This window comes from Bacillus cereus group sp. RP37 (assembly GCF_040459695.1).
Taxonomy (GTDB): domain Bacteria; phylum Bacillota; class Bacilli; order Bacillales; family Bacillaceae_G; genus Bacillus_A.
The window spans coordinates 3,231,680-3,247,428 of record NZ_JARVHP010000001.1 but is presented as its reverse complement, the minus strand read 5'-3'; the positions used below and the strand labels follow the sequence as shown (position 1 = coordinate 3,247,428).

Genomic DNA, 15,749 nt, shown 5'->3' with positions numbered 1-15,749 from the left:
ATGATAAATTTCATACACGATTGAAAGAAGGTTTTACTACATATGAAACATGCTGAAAATGAATACTTAAATTTATGCCGTCACGTAATGGAGCACGGTACGAAGAAAGAAGATCGTACAGGGACAGGCACTGTATCTGTATTTGGATATCAAATGCGTTTTGATCTAAGTAAAGGTTTTCCTTTATTAACGACAAAGAGAGTGCCGTTTCGTCTTGTAGCAAGTGAACTGCTTTGGTTTATGAAAGGTGATACAAATATTCGTTATTTATTGCAGCATAATAATAACATTTGGAATGAATGGGCATTTAAGAGCTGGGTAGAAAGTGACGAGTATACTGGTCCTGACATGACAGATTTCGGTCTTCGCTCACAACAAGATGAGGAATTTAAAGTACAGTACGATGAGCAAATGGAATTATTTAAAAAGAGCGTTCTAGAAGATGATGATTTCTCAAATAAATATGGTTATTTAGGAGACGTATACGGTAAGCAGTGGCGTGCTTGGAAAACGACAGCTGGTGAGACACTTGATCAATTAACAGATGTAATTGAAATGATTAAGAAAACGCCAGATTCACGTCGCCTAATTGTTTCTGCTTGGAACCCTGAAGATGTACCAAGTATGGCATTACCACCTTGTCATACGCTATTCCAATTTTATGTAGCGGATGGCAAACTTTCTTGTCAGCTATATCAAAGAAGTGGAGATATATTCCTTGGAATTCCATTTAACATTGCAAGTTACTCACTACTAACACATTTAATTGCACATGAATGCGGACTTGAAGTGGGAGAATTTGTTCATACAATTGGAGATGCACACATTTATACGAATCATTTTGAGCAAGTAGAAAAGCAATTGGCACGTGAACCACGTCCATTCCCGAAACTTACATTAAATCCAGATGTGAAATCTGTGTTTGATTTTGAAATGGAAGATTTAACGATTGAAGGATATGATCCACACCCAGCAATTAAAGCACCAGTTGCAGTGTAATTGTAGAGGAGATGAAAAGATGATAGTTTCATTTATGGTCGCAATGGACGAGAATAGAGTAATTGGTAAAGATAATAATTTACCTTGGCGTTTACCAAGTGAATTACAATACGTAAAGAAAACAACGATGGGTCATCCGCTTATTATGGGAAGAAAGAACTATGAAGCGATTGGTAGACCACTGCCTGGAAGACGTAATATTATTGTAACTCGCAATGAAGGGTATCAAGTTGAAGGTTGTGAAGTTGCTCATTCTGTAGAAGAAGTGTTTGAGCTATGCAAAAATGAAGAAGAGATCTTTATTTTTGGCGGGGCGCAAATTTATGATCTCTTTTTACCTTATGTAGACAAGTTATATATAACAAAAATCCATCATGCATTTGAAGGAGATACATTCTTCCCAGAAATGGATATGACAAATTGGAAAGAAGTTTTTGTTGAAAAAGGTTTAACGGATGAAAAGAATCCGTATACGTACTATTATCATGTATATGAGAAGCAACAATAATAATAAGGATTGATGTGGTATTCACATCAATCTTTTTATTTGTATTCATTAATATAAGTTTATAGATGATGTTCAATAGTGCTATAATGAAATCTAGCATGTAAAAATGCTAAAATTTTCAAAAGTATTCCTATAGAAAGAGGAGGAGAATCGATTGAGAAAGATATGGGGGATTCTTTTTCTTTGCTTAACGTTCATGTTAGTTGGATGCGGTAAAGAAGAAAAACCACAAGAAGCGTTTGATACATATACAAAAGCGTGGAATAAACAAAAATTTGCAGATATGTATGATCAATTATCAGAAAAGGCAAAAAAAGATATTTCAAAGAAAGAATTCACTGAGAAATATGAAAAGATTTATTCTGGTATTGAAGTGAAAGATTTAAAAGTAGAAACAGGGGAAGTAAAAGAAGATAAAAAAGATGAAGGTCCTGTTCCTTTTAAAGTAAGCATGGATACAGTTGGTGGTAAAATTACTTTTGGCCATGAAGCAAAAATGGTGAAAGAAAAAGATGGAGATAAAGAATCTTGGAAAATAGATTGGACTCCTGATTTTATATTCCCAGGTATGACGAAAGATAGTAAAGTGCGTATGCAAACGACGCAACCAAAACGTGGTGAAATATATGACCGTAACGGTAAATATCTTGCGGTAAATGGTAAAGCTTCTGAAATTGGATTGATTCCTGAAGAACTAGGGGATACAGCTCCGCAAACAAAAGAAACGGTTGCGAAGTTGCTAAATATGTCTGTTGAGGAAATTGATCAAAAACTAGCAGCTAAATGGGTAAAACCAAATTACCTTGTACCAATGGGAATATTGCCTGAAGGGGCAACGCAAAATACGTACATTGATTTACCGGGTGTTGCAACAAAACCAGTAAATGTTCGTTCATATCCATTAGGAGAAGCAGCAGCACATCTTACTGGTTATATCGGAAAAGTGAATGCTGAAGATTTAAAAACGCTACAAAAGAAAGGCTATCAAGCGGATGATCCAGTAGGTAAAGCAGGTTTGGAGCAAGTACTGGAAGAAAAGCTGCGCGGTAAAAAAGGTGGCCGTGTCTTTTTAGAAGATGCACAAGGAAAAGAAATTAAAAATTTAGCAAAAACAGATGCTGTTGATGGGGAAAATGTAACTTTAACAATTGATAGTGCTGTTCAAGACGAAATTTATAATGAAATGAAAAATGAGGTAGGCTCAAGTGCAGCAATCAATCCAAAGACAGGAGAAACACTTGCACTTGTAAGCACGCCAGCTTATAACCCAAATACTCTCACAAGAGGAGCGTCAAAAGCGCAACGTGATGCGGTAAATAATGATCCAAAAAAACCAATGACGAATCGTTTTACACAATTATCGGTTCCAGGTTCTGTATTTAAACCAATTACAGCTGCAATCGGTCTTGAAACGAAAACAATTGATCCGAAAGAAGAGTTGAAAATTGAAGGATTGAAATGGACGAAAGATTCTTCTTGGGGTAATTATTATGTAACGCGTGTAAAAGATGCAAACCCGATTGATTTTGATAAGGCAATGAAATACTCGGATAATATTTATTTCGCACAAGAAGCTTTGAAAATAGGGAAAGATAAATTTATGAGTGAAGCGAAAAAATTCGGATTCGATGAGAAACTGCCAATTGAATATGGATTCCCTGCTTCTAAAATCGCAAATGATGGTATTAAAAATGATATTCAAATGGCAGATACAGGATACGGACAAGGCCAAGTGTTAATGACACCTCTTCATTTAGCGTTAACGTATGCGCCGATTGTAAACGATGGAACGATTCCATCACCGTATATCATTAAAACAGATAAACAACCAAAAGCTTGGAAAGAGAATGTGATTTCTAAAGGAAATCAAGATATATTGAAAACTGCTATGACGAAAGTAATTAATGATCCAGATGGTACTGGGAAAATTGCTAAAATTGATGGCATGACACTTGCTGGAAAAACAGGTACAGCGGAATTAAAAGTATCCAAAGAGGCCGAAGGAAAAGAACTAGGCTGGTTCGCTGCATTTGATTTAAATTCACCAAATATGGTCATTACAATGATGATTGAAGATGTAAAAGGTAGAGGCGGAAGTAATATTCCAGCTGAAAAAGTAAAACATGTATTTCAAAAATAATATGTAATAAAAGGCTAGCTCTATAATTTGTAGAGCTAGCCTTTTTATACGAAAGAATTCTTAATATCTGTATACTAAATTTTAAGGAAACAAAATAAATCATTAACTTACGAAAAAAAAGTAGCTATTTTTTATTGACATCGAACACAACTTTTTGTATTATACTTACATAAGGTAAGTTATTTACTTTCAAATTATAAATCTCAAATTAAAGATAAAGTGTAGAAAAGGGAGAGAATACAATGACAAAAGTACTATTTATTACAGCAAATCCAAATTCAGCAGAAGGTTCTTTCGGAATGGCAGTAGGGGAAGCTTTCATCGAAGCTTATAAAAACGAACATCCACAAGACGAAGTTGTAACAATTGATTTATTCAACACTACAGTACCAGCAATCGATGCAGATGTATTCGCTGCTTGGGGTAAATTTGCAGCAGGTGAAGGCTTTGAAACTTTAACTGAAGCTCAACAACAAAAAGTTGCAGCAATGAACACAAACTTAGAAACATTTATGCATGCAGATCGTTATGTATTCGTAACTCCAATGTGGAATTTTAGCTACCCACCAGTAGTAAAAGCATACTTAGATAACGTAGCAATCGCAGGTAAAACATTCAAATACACTGAAAATGGTCCAGTTGGCTTATTAGAAGGTAAAAAAGCACTTCACATTCAAGCAACAGGTGGCGTATATTCTGAAGGAGCATACGCAGCTGTAGACTTCGGACGCAATCACTTAAAAACTGTATTAGGATTTGTCGGTGTAAATGATACTGAATATATTGCAGTTGAAGGTATGAATGCAAACCCTGAAAAAGCACAAGAAATTAAAGAAGCAGCAATTGCTAATGCTCGTGAATTAGCAAAACGTTTCTAATATAGAATACTTAAAAATGTCCAAACACTTGCTGTTTGGACATTTTTTCTTCTTTTTCCTTCGTTTGTCTAGTATAATGAAGGTCGGAATGATAATAGGTGGGGGTTCTGTATGATTCAAACGTTTTTTAAAATCTTTTATTTAATTTTAATCGTAATTGCGATTACACCGAGAATGTGGCGTCTGAAAAAACAAGTAAATACGATGTCGCCACAAGAGAAAGATAATGCTGTGTATAAAACGACAAATTGGTTTGGTAAGAAAATGGTACGTGTAGCTGGTTCCACAGTAGAGGTAAAGGGACTTGAAAATGTTCCGAAAGACAAGCCAGTACTAGTTGTAAGTAATCATCAAAGTAATATGGATATCCCTGTTTTACTAGGTTATTTAAATAAACCAATTGGATTCGTTTCAAAGGCAGAGATTAAAAAGTTCCCGGTTGTACCAACTTGGATGGAACTTATGAATTGTGTATTTATGGATCGTAGCGATCGTCGTCAATCACTTCAAGCGATTAAAGATGGTATTGAACTATTGAAGAATGGGCATTCTATCGTAATTTTCCCTGAAGGAACGAGAAGTAAGGGTGGCGAAATTGGAGAGTTTAAGGCTGGGAGTTTTCACCTTGCTGTAAAATCTGGTGTAGCAATCTTACCTGTAACATTAGATGGGACATATAAAATGTTTGAAGCGAATGGAAACCGTATGAAGCCAGCTCGTGCAACAGTAATAATTTCTAAACCGATTACACCTGAAGAGTATGCGAATATGGATATTAAAGAATTAACGAAGCATACACAGGATGTTATCGCATCGCAATTACATAAGTAATAAAAAAAGGTTTCAGCTTACATTAAGCTGAAACCTTTTTTATTATGCCGTAGGTAAGACGTAAAAGAGTACGCAGAAGAACATCATCGCACTACCACCTAATACGAAAAGATGCCAAATGGCATGATTGAAAGGTAACTTTTCCCAAAGGAAGAATATAGCCCCTACAGAATATAAAATTCCGCCTGCTAAAAGTAGTGAAAAACCATGTCCAGTTAGGTTTTCATAAAGTGGTTTAATAGCAACGATAATGAGCCATCCCATTATGATATAACATAACGTTGATGCCTTGATAAAACGACGTACAAAGAAAATTTTGAAGATGATCCCCCCGATTGCTAGTGTCCATATAATTGCGAGTAACGTCCAGCCTAATGGTCCACGAAGCGTAATAAGTAAAAAAGGAGTATATGTGCCAGCGATTAATAAATAAATAGCTGAGTGATCTAGTATAGTAAATAATTTTTCTACTTTTGGATGGTGAATGCTATGTAGCAATGTTGAAAACAAGTACAGTAAGAACATGCTTACACCATAAACCGTAAATGCAACTACAGCAGATGCGGTACCATGCTTAGAGGCGTGAATAATCAATATAATTAAGGCAGGGATGCTTAAAATGGCACCGATACCATGTGTAATTGCATTTGCAATTTCTTCTTTTACAAATTGCGTCATTCGTGTCATTTTTTTAGTCATAATGCAAATCCTTTCTACTATCATAAAGTGAAACTTTAATCAGTGGCGGGTTCATCCTCGACTGATTATTAGTTGAGCCCCCACGTAACTTCTTTGCTTGCACTGAATTTTGAGGTGGTGGTTCTTACTGCCCGTTAAAACGGGATAAAATAATATGTCGTTTCCCTTACCATATCATACACAAGGGCAATAGAAAATGAAATTTGTATAATTGATTATATTTTTTAATTTTTTTGACAAAAGGCAATGGATTTGTTGACGTTTTCAAACTTTTTTGACAAAATAAAATTATGTAATAGTAGGACAAGGAATCTACTAATAAAGGGGATGGAGAAATGTTTTCAAATATTGGCTTTCCAGGGTTAATTTTAATTTTAGTAGCTGTACTCATTTTATTTGGGCCTAAAAAATTACCGGAGATCGGAAAGGCTTTAGGGGAAACGTTAAAAGAGTTTAAAAAATCAACGAAAGAATTGACAGATGACGCATTTCAAGAGAAGGAAAAGAAGGAAAAAATGTAATGGATTTTCCTTGTAATGGATAAATAAAGTGTGGTGAACGAGATGGAAGACCAAGAAATGAGCGTAGTAGAACATATTGTTGAGCTTCGTAAACGAGTAATATATACAGTCTTATCATTTGTACTATTTTTAATTATTGGATTTACTTTTACGAAGGATATATATTTTTGGCTCGTAAAAGATTTGCCGATGAAGTTAACAGTTCTGGGACCTAGTGATGTATTGTGGATTTTTTTCTCGATTGCTACAGTATTTGCTATCGTTTGTACAATTCCTTTTGCTGCTATACAAATTTGGTTATTTGTAAAACCGGGCTTACATCCAAATGAACAAAAGATGACAGTGATGTATATACCGGTATTGTCCATATTATTTATTGCTGGTTTATGTTTTGGATATTTCGTTGTAATGCCGTTTTTATTTCATTTTTTAACTACGATAGGTAACGAAATGTTTAATACGATGTTTACGACAGAAAAGTATTTTCATTTTGTTCTTAATTTAACAGTTCCATTTGCTGTGATTTTTGAATTACCTGTAGTTGTAATGTTTTTAACAAGTATTGGATTGTTGACGGCGGGATTTCTAATAAAAATAAGAAGATATGCTTATGTAGCATTAATTATCATCGCATCGTGTATATCACCGCCTGATTTTTTATCACACAGTTTAGTAGCTGTACCACTTATTTGTATTTATGAAATTAGTATCGCTCTATCAAAGGTTGTTAGTAAGCGCAAAAAGAAAAGAGAAGAAATTCAGTCGAAAAGTGCCTCGTTATAAAGGCACTTTTTTTATTTATTTGTTATACTCTAGCTATAAACGTATACAATATATAGAAGAAAAAAATTATAGAATCTCCAAAATTTAGACAAACTTTGCGCTTTTATAAGTTTATACTGAATGTATTAAGTAATTTACGGATAACGAGATTCCTGTCTTAACGGATATTTAAGATGGGGGATGGATTAGGTGGAGATGAATTGAAGATACATCTTCTAACTATAAGGATTAAAGGGATTGTCTAAGGATACTACTGTTGTATTCATAGGAGTCTCCACTTTAAACACGTGTTACAGCGTAAAGTAGAGAAAGTTCAAAATCCAATGAAAAAGAGGATTGATATTGTGATTACGAAAAGTTTTTATTTCACTCATTCAACAGGGGATTGTATTAAAATATTTGAAATCCCTGTCCTACAGGCGCAGCATCCATTATCGTTTCTAATTCAGTCTCGTCTTCAATTATTTATTGCAAAAATTCAAAAACAAAAACACCCAAGATTTTCATATTCTTTCCGTGAATATTTACAAAATTGTTTGAAGTGGAATGATTATCTAAATGTATATAAAACAAATACTCTTGAAAAAAATGCATGATATAGAGTAGAGACAGGGTTAGGATCTCTGTCTTTTTCATTTTAGGTATAAAAATATAATTAATTTGGTGAAATTTGTTCGAAATTGTTGAAAGCACAGGGAATGCTAGTATAATAACAAGGAGAGCGTATTGGAAAGGGAAGAATATAATATGCAAAAAATTAAAATTGTAACAGATTCAACGGCAGATTTATCACAAGAGGTAATTGAGAAGTATGACATTCATGTTCTACCATTATCAATCTCTGTAAATGGACAAACATATTTAGATCGCGTTGATCTACAACCTGATGAATTTATTGAAGAAATGATTAAATCAGAGGAACTACCAAAAACATCACAACCAGCAATGGGTACATTTGTAGAAATGTATGACAAGTTAGGCGAAGATGGAAGTGAAGTGCTTTCTATTCATATGACAAGTGGAATGAGTGGTACTGTGGCAACCGCCAATAGTGCTGCATCGATGACCGATACAAAAGTAACAGTTGTTGATTCTCAATTTATTACACATGCTTTAGCTTATCAAGTAATTGAAGCTGCGAAAATGGCAAATGAAGGACGCTCACTAGAAGAAATTTTAAAACGTGTAGATGAAGTGAGAAAGAATACTCGTTTATATGTAGTCGTAGATACATTAGAAAACTTAGTGAAGGGTGGGCGTATTGGTAAAGGAAAAGCGTTTATCGGTTCGCTGCTTAATATAAAGCCAATTGCTAGCCTTGAAGATGGTGTTTATAACCCTGTAACGAAAGTGCGTAGCCAAGGCCAAATTGTAAAAACGTTAGCTAAGTTATTTGAGGAAGATACAGCTGGAAAAGTTGTAAAAGCTGTGGCAATTCCACATGCGAAAGCAATTCCTTTAGCTGAAAGTGTAAAAGCGGCGGTTGAAAAAGTGAGTGGGTTTGCTCAATCAGAAATTTTCTATACAACGCCTATTATTAGTACTCATACAGGTCCGGGTGCAATTGGATTTATGTATTTAGCAGAGTAATAAAAAAGCTACTTGGAATTTATTTCAAGTAGCTTTTTTATTACTCTATTTGTGGGCTAATAATCAGTGGAGGATGAAGCCACCACTGATTAAAGTTTCACTTTATGTGAAGAGAAAGTAAGAAATAAGAAGGGCTATACAGGCACTCCCGCTAATGATATAGCGAGTCTGTAAATATTCATTCATAGAAAACACCCACTGATTAAAGTTTCACTTTATGATTTTCTATATTATATGTTAGATATAGAAAATAAGTAGTTACGTTATACATGTAAACTTTCAATTTTTTTATTCAATTGCTTATCATTTGTTACGCTATTATAAGTGAAAGTTTGACCTAAAAAGAGTACATGCAGTTGTTCCCACGGTAACATACGTAAATTCCAATTATTTCGAAGCCTTGTTACTGCCTCGCGAGGTGTTTCATCGGCGAGTGCAAAAGCCCCATAATGCATTGGTATAAAATGCGTAGCGTTTAAATCTAAATATGCTTGCACTGCTTCTTCAGGTGAAACGTGAGATATTTTCATAAACCATTCTGGTTCATAAGCGCCAATTGGCATAAGAGCAATATCAATTGAAAAGCGTTTGCCAATTTCTTTGAAACCTTGGAAGTAGCCACTGTCACCACAAAAATAAGTAGTTTCCGAAGTCGTTTCATTATGAATAATCCATCCACCCCAGTGAGATGTATTCATATCAAATAAGGATCTTCTCGTCCAGTGCTGGGCAGGTACGAAGTGAAAGGAAACATCATTAATTGTTGTATTTCCCCACCAATTATACTCTTCTACGTGAGTAAATTTTTTGCGAGTAAATAATTTTTTTAGTCCAATAGGTACAAGGTATAGAACATCATCATGTAGCTGGCGAAGCGTTGAAAAATCTAAATGATCATAATGACCGTGTGAAATGAGGACAATATCAATTTTAGGTAATTCTTGTATAGAAAGACCTGGTTCAGTAAGTCTTGGAACTAATTTTAATTTAGTAGCCCATACTGGATCTGTTAATATATTTAGCCCATTCGTTTGGATAAGGAATGTGGAATGACCAATCCAAGTTACAGTCGTCTTTTCAAAGTTGTTTTGTAGGAATTTACTTTGTTTAACAGGTGATTGTTCTACTAAAAAAGAAAAATCCTTTTTATTTTGTTTTCGTTCTTTACGCCAACGTAAAAAGGAACGAATTGATTTTTTTGTGCTCACATTATCCATGTTTTCATAACGTTTTGTCATGAACATCACCTCATTTAAAATCGTTGTAATTGTATTGTACCGAAATGTTGTTAAGGAATACAGTGTATAACATGGATGAATGTTTAAGGAATTGTTAAAAAACAGGGGGATGTATTTACAAAAGTAACAATAAAATTAGTTTCGCAACTTCTATTTAGAGAAATAATAGTAAAAAAATATATTTTGTCTAGTAATTGGCTTGAAATAAAGAAGTTACATACGTAAATTCGTACGATTTCGTGAACAAATGTAGTAAACAATTTTCTCGTAGTGTTAACTTTTGTTATGATAAACGTAACCTATTTAAATTTAGGATAGAGAAAAGAGGTTTATAAATGAAGCGTTATCAAAAAATAATTGGTCTTATGGTTGTATTTTGTCTCTTTGTACTTGCTGGATGTAGTGAATCAGGTTCAAAGCTTCGTAAACCATTAAATTGGGATTTAGAAACTTTCCAATTTACAAATCAAGATGGAAAGCAATTTGGTACAAAAGATTTAAAAGGGAAAGTTTGGGTTGCAGATTTTATGTTCACAAATTGCCAAACCGTTTGTCCGCCAATGACTGCTAATATGGCAAAACTGCAAAAGATGGCAAAAGAAGAGAAATTAGATGTTCAGTTTGTTTCTTTTAGTGTAGATCCAGACCTTGATAAGCCAGAAAATCTGAAGGCTTTCATTCAAAAGTTCACAGAGGATACTAGTAACTGGAATTTATTAACGGGTTATTCGTTAGAAGATATTACAAAGTTTTCAAAAGATAATTTCCAATCACTTGTAGATAAACCTGAGAATGGTCAAGTTATGCATGGTACATCATTTTATTTAATTGATCAAAACGGAAAAGTAATGAAAAAGTATAGCGGCATTAGTAATACGCCATACGAAGATATTATACGTGATATGAAGCGATTAGTGGATTAAAAATAAGGGTGCATAGCACCCTTATTTTTTTTGCATTAGTCTATGGATAAAATGTCATGTTGTTGTGGAAGTTTTGGTGCGCGAATTTCTAATACACCGTTTTGATAAGAAGCTTTTGCTGCTTTTTTATTAATTGAATACGGTAACTTAATTAATCTTGATGCTTCTGAAATGGAACGTTCTCGGCGATAATAGTTATGGGATGTTTGTTCTTCTTCCTCTTCAAGTATCTCTTCTTTTACAGAGACTTTTAAGTATTCACTTTGTATTTCAATTTGGATTTGTTCTTTTTGTATACCTGGTAGTTCAGCTGTAACAACGAGTTCTTCACCAACTTCATATAAATCTACAGGGAATGTTAATAAACGGTTTCCTTTTTGGAAAAAATGATTTAAATCAGCGATTACATTGCGAAGTGGTGTTTGCTCGAAGAAATCATCAATTTGCTTTAAGTAATTACGAACCGGTGGGCGAGAAGAATCTTTTTTTTCTTCACTCATGGTATTCCCTCCTAGAAATCAATTTGCAATATCATATGACAAAAGCGGAGAAAGGTGAGTGCCTAGTTTTCATGTTTTCATAAAAAAATGTTAAAAATGTGAAATGGAGTGATTTTTTTATAGTTTTTGGTCGCCATATTCAGTTGATTATGCTAGTATAAATAGGGTTGATATAGTAGTATAGAGACAGAATGAAAACTGAAAGAGGGTAAGAAGTATGTGTGGTTTTGTAGGATGTTTATGTGAAAACCCTAGAGAGTTTTCAGAAACAGAAAAACATCAATTTGAAAATATGAACACGATGATTTTCCACAGAGGTCCAGATGACGAAGGATATTTTCGTGATGAACATGTACAATTTGGCTTCCGCCGTTTAAGTATCATTGACTTAGAGGCAGGACATCAGCCGCTAACTTATGAAAATGATCGATATGTAATTATTTTTAATGGTGAAATTTACAACTATGTAGAATTACGTGAAATGTTACTTGAAAAAGGTGCAACGTTTGCAACGCAATCTGATACAGAAGTTATCATTGCTTTATATGCACATATGAAAGAAAAATGTGTAGACTATCTTCGTGGTATGTTTGCATTTATGATTTGGGATCGTGAAGAGAAGAAACTTTTCGGTGCACGTGACCACTTCGGTATTAAACCTTTATACATCGCACAACAAGGTGATACTACATTCTTCGCATCTGAGAAGAAAAGTATTATGCATGTGATGGAAGATAAAGGCGTTAACCCAACGTCACTACAACATTACTTTACTTACCAATATGGTCCAGAGCCAGAAACATTAACAATTGATGTTAATAAAATCGAGCCAGGTCATTATTTCGTAAAAGAAATCGGTAAAGAGATGGAAATTCATCGCTACTGGAAACCTTATTTCAATGCTTCAAGCGCAACGAAAGAGGAGCATATCCAAGCAATTCGTGATGTGTTATATGATTCAGTAAAAGTGCATATGCGCAGTGATGTACCAGTAGGTTCATTCTTATCTGGTGGTATCGATTCATCTATCATCGCTTCTATCGCAAGAGAAATGAATCCAAATCTTTTAACATTCTCTGTTGGTTTTGAGCAACGTGGTTTCAGTGAAGTCGATGTTGCGAAAGAAACTGCTGAGAAATTAGGCGTTAAAAACCATAACGTATTCATTTCAGCGAAAGAGTTTATGGATGAGTTCCCAAAAATCATTTGGCATATGGATGATCCTTTAGCAGATCCAGCAGCTGTACCATTGTACTTCGTTGCAAAAGAAGCACGTAAGCATGTAACAGTTGTTCTTTCAGGTGAAGGTGCAGACGAGCTATTTGGTGGTTATAACATTTACCGTGAGCCAAACTCACTAAAAATGTTCTCTTACATTCCTAGCCCAGGTAAGAGCGTTCTAAAAGCATTAAGTGGTGCTCTTAAAGAAGGCTTTAAAGGAAAGAGCTTCCTAGAGCGTGGATGTACGCCAATTGAAGAGCGTTACTATGGAAACGCGAAAATCTTCCGTGAAGAAGAGAAAGCAGAATTAATGAAGTATTACAATGAAAGTGTTAACTATATGGATATCACGAAACCATTGTATAACGAAATTAAAGATTATGATGATGTAAGTAAAATGCAGTACATTGACATGTTCACATGGTTACGCGGTGACATTTTATTAAAAGCTGATAAAATGACAATGGCAAACTCATTAGAACTTCGTGTACCGTTCTTAGATAAAGAAGTATTCGATGTTGCATCTAAAATTCCAACTGAATTTAAGATTGCTAACGGAACTACGAAAGCTATTTTACGTGAAGCAGCACGCGGAATCGTTCCGGATCACGTATTAGATCGTAAAAAACTTGGATTCCCAGTACCAATTCGTCACTGGTTAAAAGACGAAATGCATGATTGGGCTATCAATATTATAAACGAGAGTAAAACAGAGCATTTAATCGACAAACAGTATGTATTAAACTTACTGGAAGCACATTGTGCAGATAAAGGCGATTATAGCCGTAAAATTTGGACTGTACTTGCGTTTATGGTATGGCATCAAATTTATGTTGAGCATAAATACGATACGAATAAGTTCCACGAAGAAACGAAACGTGCGTATAGCTTAGTTTAATAAGAAAAACCTTAAGATCGCATATGCTCTTAAGGTTTTTTTCATAAATGGAACGCATTATTGATACAATAATAGTAAAAGGATGGACAACATATGATTACGTTTGAGAAAGTTACTGTAGAAAATGAAAGCGTTGTTAAAGAAATGTTTCGCTCACATAGTTTAAGTGAGGAACAGGTACAGTATTGTGTGAAAGTCGATGATACATATATTGGTGTAATAGATTATCGTGTTCAAGAGGAGAGTGCGATTTTATCTCAGCTAATTATTCACTTTGATTATCAAAGTTATGGTTATGGAACAAATACGTATTTTACATTTGAAACGATGATGAAAGAAAGAAATGTGAAAGAAATAAAGGTATTACAAACGGAATTAACAGAACAAGCAAAATCTTTCATTGAGAGCTTTGGGTTTAATGAGGAAGACGGAATATATGTGAAGAAAATATAACGATGAGTAGTTATGCGAGATAAATATAAGGCAGGTGGATGTATGACAATGACTTCTGGTCTTGTATTAATTGGCGGATGTTTTATAGTAGCAGAGCTAATCCATATGTTCATTCGAAAAAGAATGAATAAGAAGAGAAAGCCGTATGAATTACAATATGCTCCTGTGTTTTTCCTATTGTTTTGTATGTTTATTACATTACAAAACATAACGAACTTTCCTCCGCTTTTAAATATTTTCTTAAAGTTTGGTTTGCTGTATAGTACCACTGGAATAGCCCTTTTATTTCTTTTATTTTGCATACGTTATATTCACTATCAATCGTATATATTTCTTTTAAATTGGTTAAAGCAAAATGATAAAAACCGCCTTACATAAGGCGGTTTTTTGTTTGTAATTGTAATGGCTTTGTATATAAAGCTCAAAATTTCATTGAAATTTATAAAAATGATTAGAGGATTTAACATATTATCTGTTTTTAGTATGTGGTACTATATATTCTTAATCTGTAACGTAAGTGGGTGTATAAATTTGAAATGTTAATCAACTAGTTTATATTAAGTGCTGACAAATAGCAGAAGGAAATTTTTTAGGAGGTATCGTTTTTGTATGTTTAATATTGATATGTTATTTCTTGAATGGATGACAAGTTTGGAGGGAAGTGTACTTACAACATTTTTTAAACTTGTATCTAGTATTGCAAATGAGACATTATATTTAATTATTATTTCGATTTTATATTGGTGCGTCTCTAAAAGAAAAGCATTTCATATGATTGTTATGCTTTGTTTCTCTGGCTATATGGGGTTAGTGGTAAAAGAGTTCATGAAAATCCCACGACCGTATACATACGACGGAATTCAAGCTTTATATGAAAAATCAGCCGCAGGTTATTCTTTTCCAAGTACTCACGTCCAGTTAGCGACAACATTTTGGGGCTCATTCATGATTTTATGTAAAAAGAGAATCATTTGGATCATTGGAATTATTTTTATTATATTGGTTACTACGTCTCGTCTGTATTTACGTGTACATTGGCTCAGTGATATAATAGGTGCCGTTTTAATTAGTGTCATAGTTGTTTATTTATATACGAAAGTAACGGTGAAATTAAGTGATAGGAAATTTATATTGTTACAACGAATAGTATTGGTATTTTCACTCATTATGTATTTTATGACAGACCAAATAGATAATTTTAAATTGCTAGGGGTTTTAACAGGTTCTACGATTGGTATAATGTTAGAAAATCATTTTATTAAAATTAATGAAAATAATAATTTAAAAATGCAAGTGATAAAAACAGTATTAGGCCTTAGTGTCATGCTAATAATGCAGTTTATACTAAAAAAAGTAATACCTGATATGCATTATTTACGTTATGTATTGACTGGAATTACAATTACTTTCTTATGTCCATTTTTTTTTCGAATATTACGATTAGAAAGATGAGGATGACAGATACGTACAGTGAAAATTTGAATGAAGATGAGATATAAATTATATATATTGAAAAAGTTTTCTGATATATATATTGACAATGTATGAGATATACATTAATCTTTAT

Annotated in this window: 17 protein-coding genes; 14 read left to right on the top strand and 3 right to left on the bottom strand. The window is 33.8% G+C overall.

Annotated features, from left to right (window positions below; all coding sequences use genetic code 11):
• Positions 1-42: 42 nt before the first annotated feature.
• The 5 genes from QCI44_RS17220 (at position 43) to QCI44_RS17200 (ending at position 5,356) form a co-directional block, all read left to right on the top strand.
• On the top strand, positions 43-999 hold the full coding sequence (locus QCI44_RS17220; RefSeq protein ID WP_016088065.1) for a thymidylate synthase: 957 nt from the start codon (positions 43-45) through the stop codon (positions 997-999).
• 19 nt (positions 1,000-1,018) lie between these two features.
• On the top strand, positions 1,019-1,507 hold the full coding sequence (locus QCI44_RS17215; protein ID WP_016088064.1) for a dihydrofolate reductase: 489 nt from the start codon (positions 1,019-1,021) through the stop codon (positions 1,505-1,507).
• A 154-nt stretch (positions 1,508-1,661) separates the two neighbouring features.
• Positions 1,662-3,647: a penicillin-binding protein 3 gene (pbpC, locus tag QCI44_RS17210; protein WP_016088063.1), complete on the top strand. Its 1,986-nt coding sequence runs from the start codon at positions 1,662-1,664 to the stop codon at positions 3,645-3,647.
• 242 nt (positions 3,648-3,889) lie between these two features.
• On the top strand, positions 3,890-4,525 hold the full coding sequence (locus tag QCI44_RS17205) for an FMN-dependent NADH-azoreductase (RefSeq protein WP_001991934.1): 636 nt from the start codon (positions 3,890-3,892) through the stop codon (positions 4,523-4,525).
• 111 nt (positions 4,526-4,636) lie between these two features.
• Entirely contained in the window at positions 4,637-5,356 is a 720-nt protein-coding gene (locus tag QCI44_RS17200) for a lysophospholipid acyltransferase family protein (RefSeq protein ID WP_016088062.1), read from the top strand.
• Between the two features lie 42 nt (positions 5,357-5,398).
• Here QCI44_RS17200 and trhA read toward each other — a convergent pair whose 3' ends face one another.
• On the bottom strand, positions 5,399-6,055 hold the full coding sequence (gene trhA, locus QCI44_RS17195) for a PAQR family membrane homeostasis protein TrhA (protein ID WP_016088061.1): 657 nt from the start codon (positions 6,053-6,055) through the stop codon (positions 5,399-5,401).
• A gap of 335 nt (positions 6,056-6,390) precedes the next feature.
• On the opposite strand from trhA, the gene QCI44_RS17190 reads away from it, so the two are divergent.
• The 4 genes from QCI44_RS17190 to QCI44_RS17175 all read left to right on the top strand — a co-directional run bounded on the left by QCI44_RS17190 (position 6,391) and on the right by QCI44_RS17175 (position 8,949).
• On the top strand, positions 6,391-6,576 hold the full coding sequence (locus QCI44_RS17190) for a twin-arginine translocase TatA/TatE family subunit (RefSeq protein WP_000492443.1): 186 nt from the start codon (positions 6,391-6,393) through the stop codon (positions 6,574-6,576).
• 42 nt (positions 6,577-6,618) lie between these two features.
• Positions 6,619-7,359, top strand: coding sequence for a twin-arginine translocase subunit TatC (gene tatC / locus QCI44_RS17185; protein WP_033659683.1), 741 nt, complete (start codon positions 6,619-6,621; stop codon positions 7,357-7,359).
• A 344-nt stretch (positions 7,360-7,703) separates the two neighbouring features.
• Positions 7,704-7,955: a DUF2535 family protein gene (locus tag QCI44_RS17180; RefSeq protein WP_000629012.1), complete on the top strand. Its 252-nt coding sequence runs from the start codon at positions 7,704-7,706 to the stop codon at positions 7,953-7,955.
• Positions 7,956-8,106: 151 nt separating this feature from the next.
• A complete protein-coding gene (locus QCI44_RS17175) occupies positions 8,107-8,949 on the top strand; it encodes a DegV family protein (RefSeq protein ID WP_033659830.1) in 843 nt (280 codons plus the stop codon).
• A 263-nt stretch (positions 8,950-9,212) separates the two neighbouring features.
• Here the strand turns inward: QCI44_RS17175 and QCI44_RS17170 are convergent, their stop codons facing one another.
• A complete protein-coding gene (locus tag QCI44_RS17170; protein WP_016088058.1) occupies positions 9,213-10,187 on the bottom strand; it encodes an MBL fold metallo-hydrolase in 975 nt (324 codons plus the stop codon).
• A gap of 335 nt (positions 10,188-10,522) precedes the next feature.
• On the opposite strand from QCI44_RS17170, the gene QCI44_RS17165 reads away from it, so the two are divergent.
• Entirely contained in the window at positions 10,523-11,110 is a 588-nt protein-coding gene (locus tag QCI44_RS17165) for an SCO family protein (protein ID WP_016088057.1), read from the top strand.
• Positions 11,111-11,145: 35 nt separating this feature from the next.
• Here QCI44_RS17165 and QCI44_RS17160 read toward each other — a convergent pair whose 3' ends face one another.
• On the bottom strand, positions 11,146-11,610 hold the full coding sequence (locus QCI44_RS17160; RefSeq protein ID WP_001288085.1) for an Hsp20/alpha crystallin family protein: 465 nt from the start codon (positions 11,608-11,610) through the stop codon (positions 11,146-11,148).
• 217 nt (positions 11,611-11,827) lie between these two features.
• On the opposite strand from QCI44_RS17160, the gene asnB reads away from it, so the two are divergent.
• The 4 genes from asnB to QCI44_RS17140 all read left to right on the top strand — a co-directional run bounded on the left by asnB (position 11,828) and on the right by QCI44_RS17140 (position 15,634).
• Positions 11,828-13,729, top strand: coding sequence for an asparagine synthase (glutamine-hydrolyzing) (asnB, locus tag QCI44_RS17155; RefSeq protein ID WP_000333816.1), 1,902 nt, complete (start codon positions 11,828-11,830; stop codon positions 13,727-13,729).
• 93 nt (positions 13,730-13,822) lie between these two features.
• Positions 13,823-14,182, top strand: coding sequence for a GNAT family N-acetyltransferase (locus QCI44_RS17150; protein ID WP_016088056.1), 360 nt, complete (start codon positions 13,823-13,825; stop codon positions 14,180-14,182).
• Positions 14,183-14,230: 48 nt separating this feature from the next.
• Positions 14,231-14,560, top strand: coding sequence for a hypothetical protein (locus QCI44_RS17145; protein WP_033659684.1), 330 nt, complete (start codon positions 14,231-14,233; stop codon positions 14,558-14,560).
• 231 nt (positions 14,561-14,791) lie between these two features.
• Entirely contained in the window at positions 14,792-15,634 is an 843-nt protein-coding gene (locus tag QCI44_RS17140) for a phosphatase PAP2 family protein (RefSeq protein WP_353811348.1), read from the top strand.
• Positions 15,635-15,749 lie beyond the last annotated feature (115 nt).

Bases quoted from the DNA above. Each gene is read 5' to 3' on its own strand.
- QCI44_RS17220 (WP_016088065.1), top strand. From the start codon at position 43: ATGAAACATGCTGAAAATGAATACTTAAATTTATGCCGTCACGTAATG.
- QCI44_RS17215 (WP_016088064.1), top strand. From the start codon at position 1,019: ATGATAGTTTCATTTATGGTCGCAATGGACGAGAATAGAGTAATTGGT.
- QCI44_RS17205 (WP_001991934.1), top strand. From the start codon at position 3,890: ATGACAAAAGTACTATTTATTACAGCAAATCCAAATTCAGCAGAAGGT.
- QCI44_RS17200 (WP_016088062.1), top strand. From the start codon at position 4,637: ATGATTCAAACGTTTTTTAAAATCTTTTATTTAATTTTAATCGTAATT.
- trhA (WP_016088061.1), bottom strand. From the start codon at position 6,055: ATGACTAAAAAAATGACACGAATGACGCAATTTGTAAAAGAAGAAATT.
- QCI44_RS17190 (WP_000492443.1), top strand. From the start codon at position 6,391: ATGTTTTCAAATATTGGCTTTCCAGGGTTAATTTTAATTTTAGTAGCT.
- tatC (WP_033659683.1), top strand. From the start codon at position 6,619: ATGGAAGACCAAGAAATGAGCGTAGTAGAACATATTGTTGAGCTTCGT.
- QCI44_RS17175 (WP_033659830.1), top strand. From the start codon at position 8,107: ATGCAAAAAATTAAAATTGTAACAGATTCAACGGCAGATTTATCACAA.
- QCI44_RS17170 (WP_016088058.1), bottom strand. From the start codon at position 10,187: ATGACAAAACGTTATGAAAACATGGATAATGTGAGCACAAAAAAATCA.
- QCI44_RS17165 (WP_016088057.1), top strand. From the start codon at position 10,523: ATGAAGCGTTATCAAAAAATAATTGGTCTTATGGTTGTATTTTGTCTC.
- QCI44_RS17160 (WP_001288085.1), bottom strand. From the start codon at position 11,610: ATGAGTGAAGAAAAAAAAGATTCTTCTCGCCCACCGGTTCGTAATTAC.
- asnB (WP_000333816.1), top strand. From the start codon at position 11,828: ATGTGTGGTTTTGTAGGATGTTTATGTGAAAACCCTAGAGAGTTTTCA.
- QCI44_RS17150 (WP_016088056.1), top strand. From the start codon at position 13,823: ATGATTACGTTTGAGAAAGTTACTGTAGAAAATGAAAGCGTTGTTAAA.
- QCI44_RS17145 (WP_033659684.1), top strand. From the start codon at position 14,231: ATGACTTCTGGTCTTGTATTAATTGGCGGATGTTTTATAGTAGCAGAG.
- QCI44_RS17140 (WP_353811348.1), top strand. From the start codon at position 14,792: ATGTTTAATATTGATATGTTATTTCTTGAATGGATGACAAGTTTGGAG.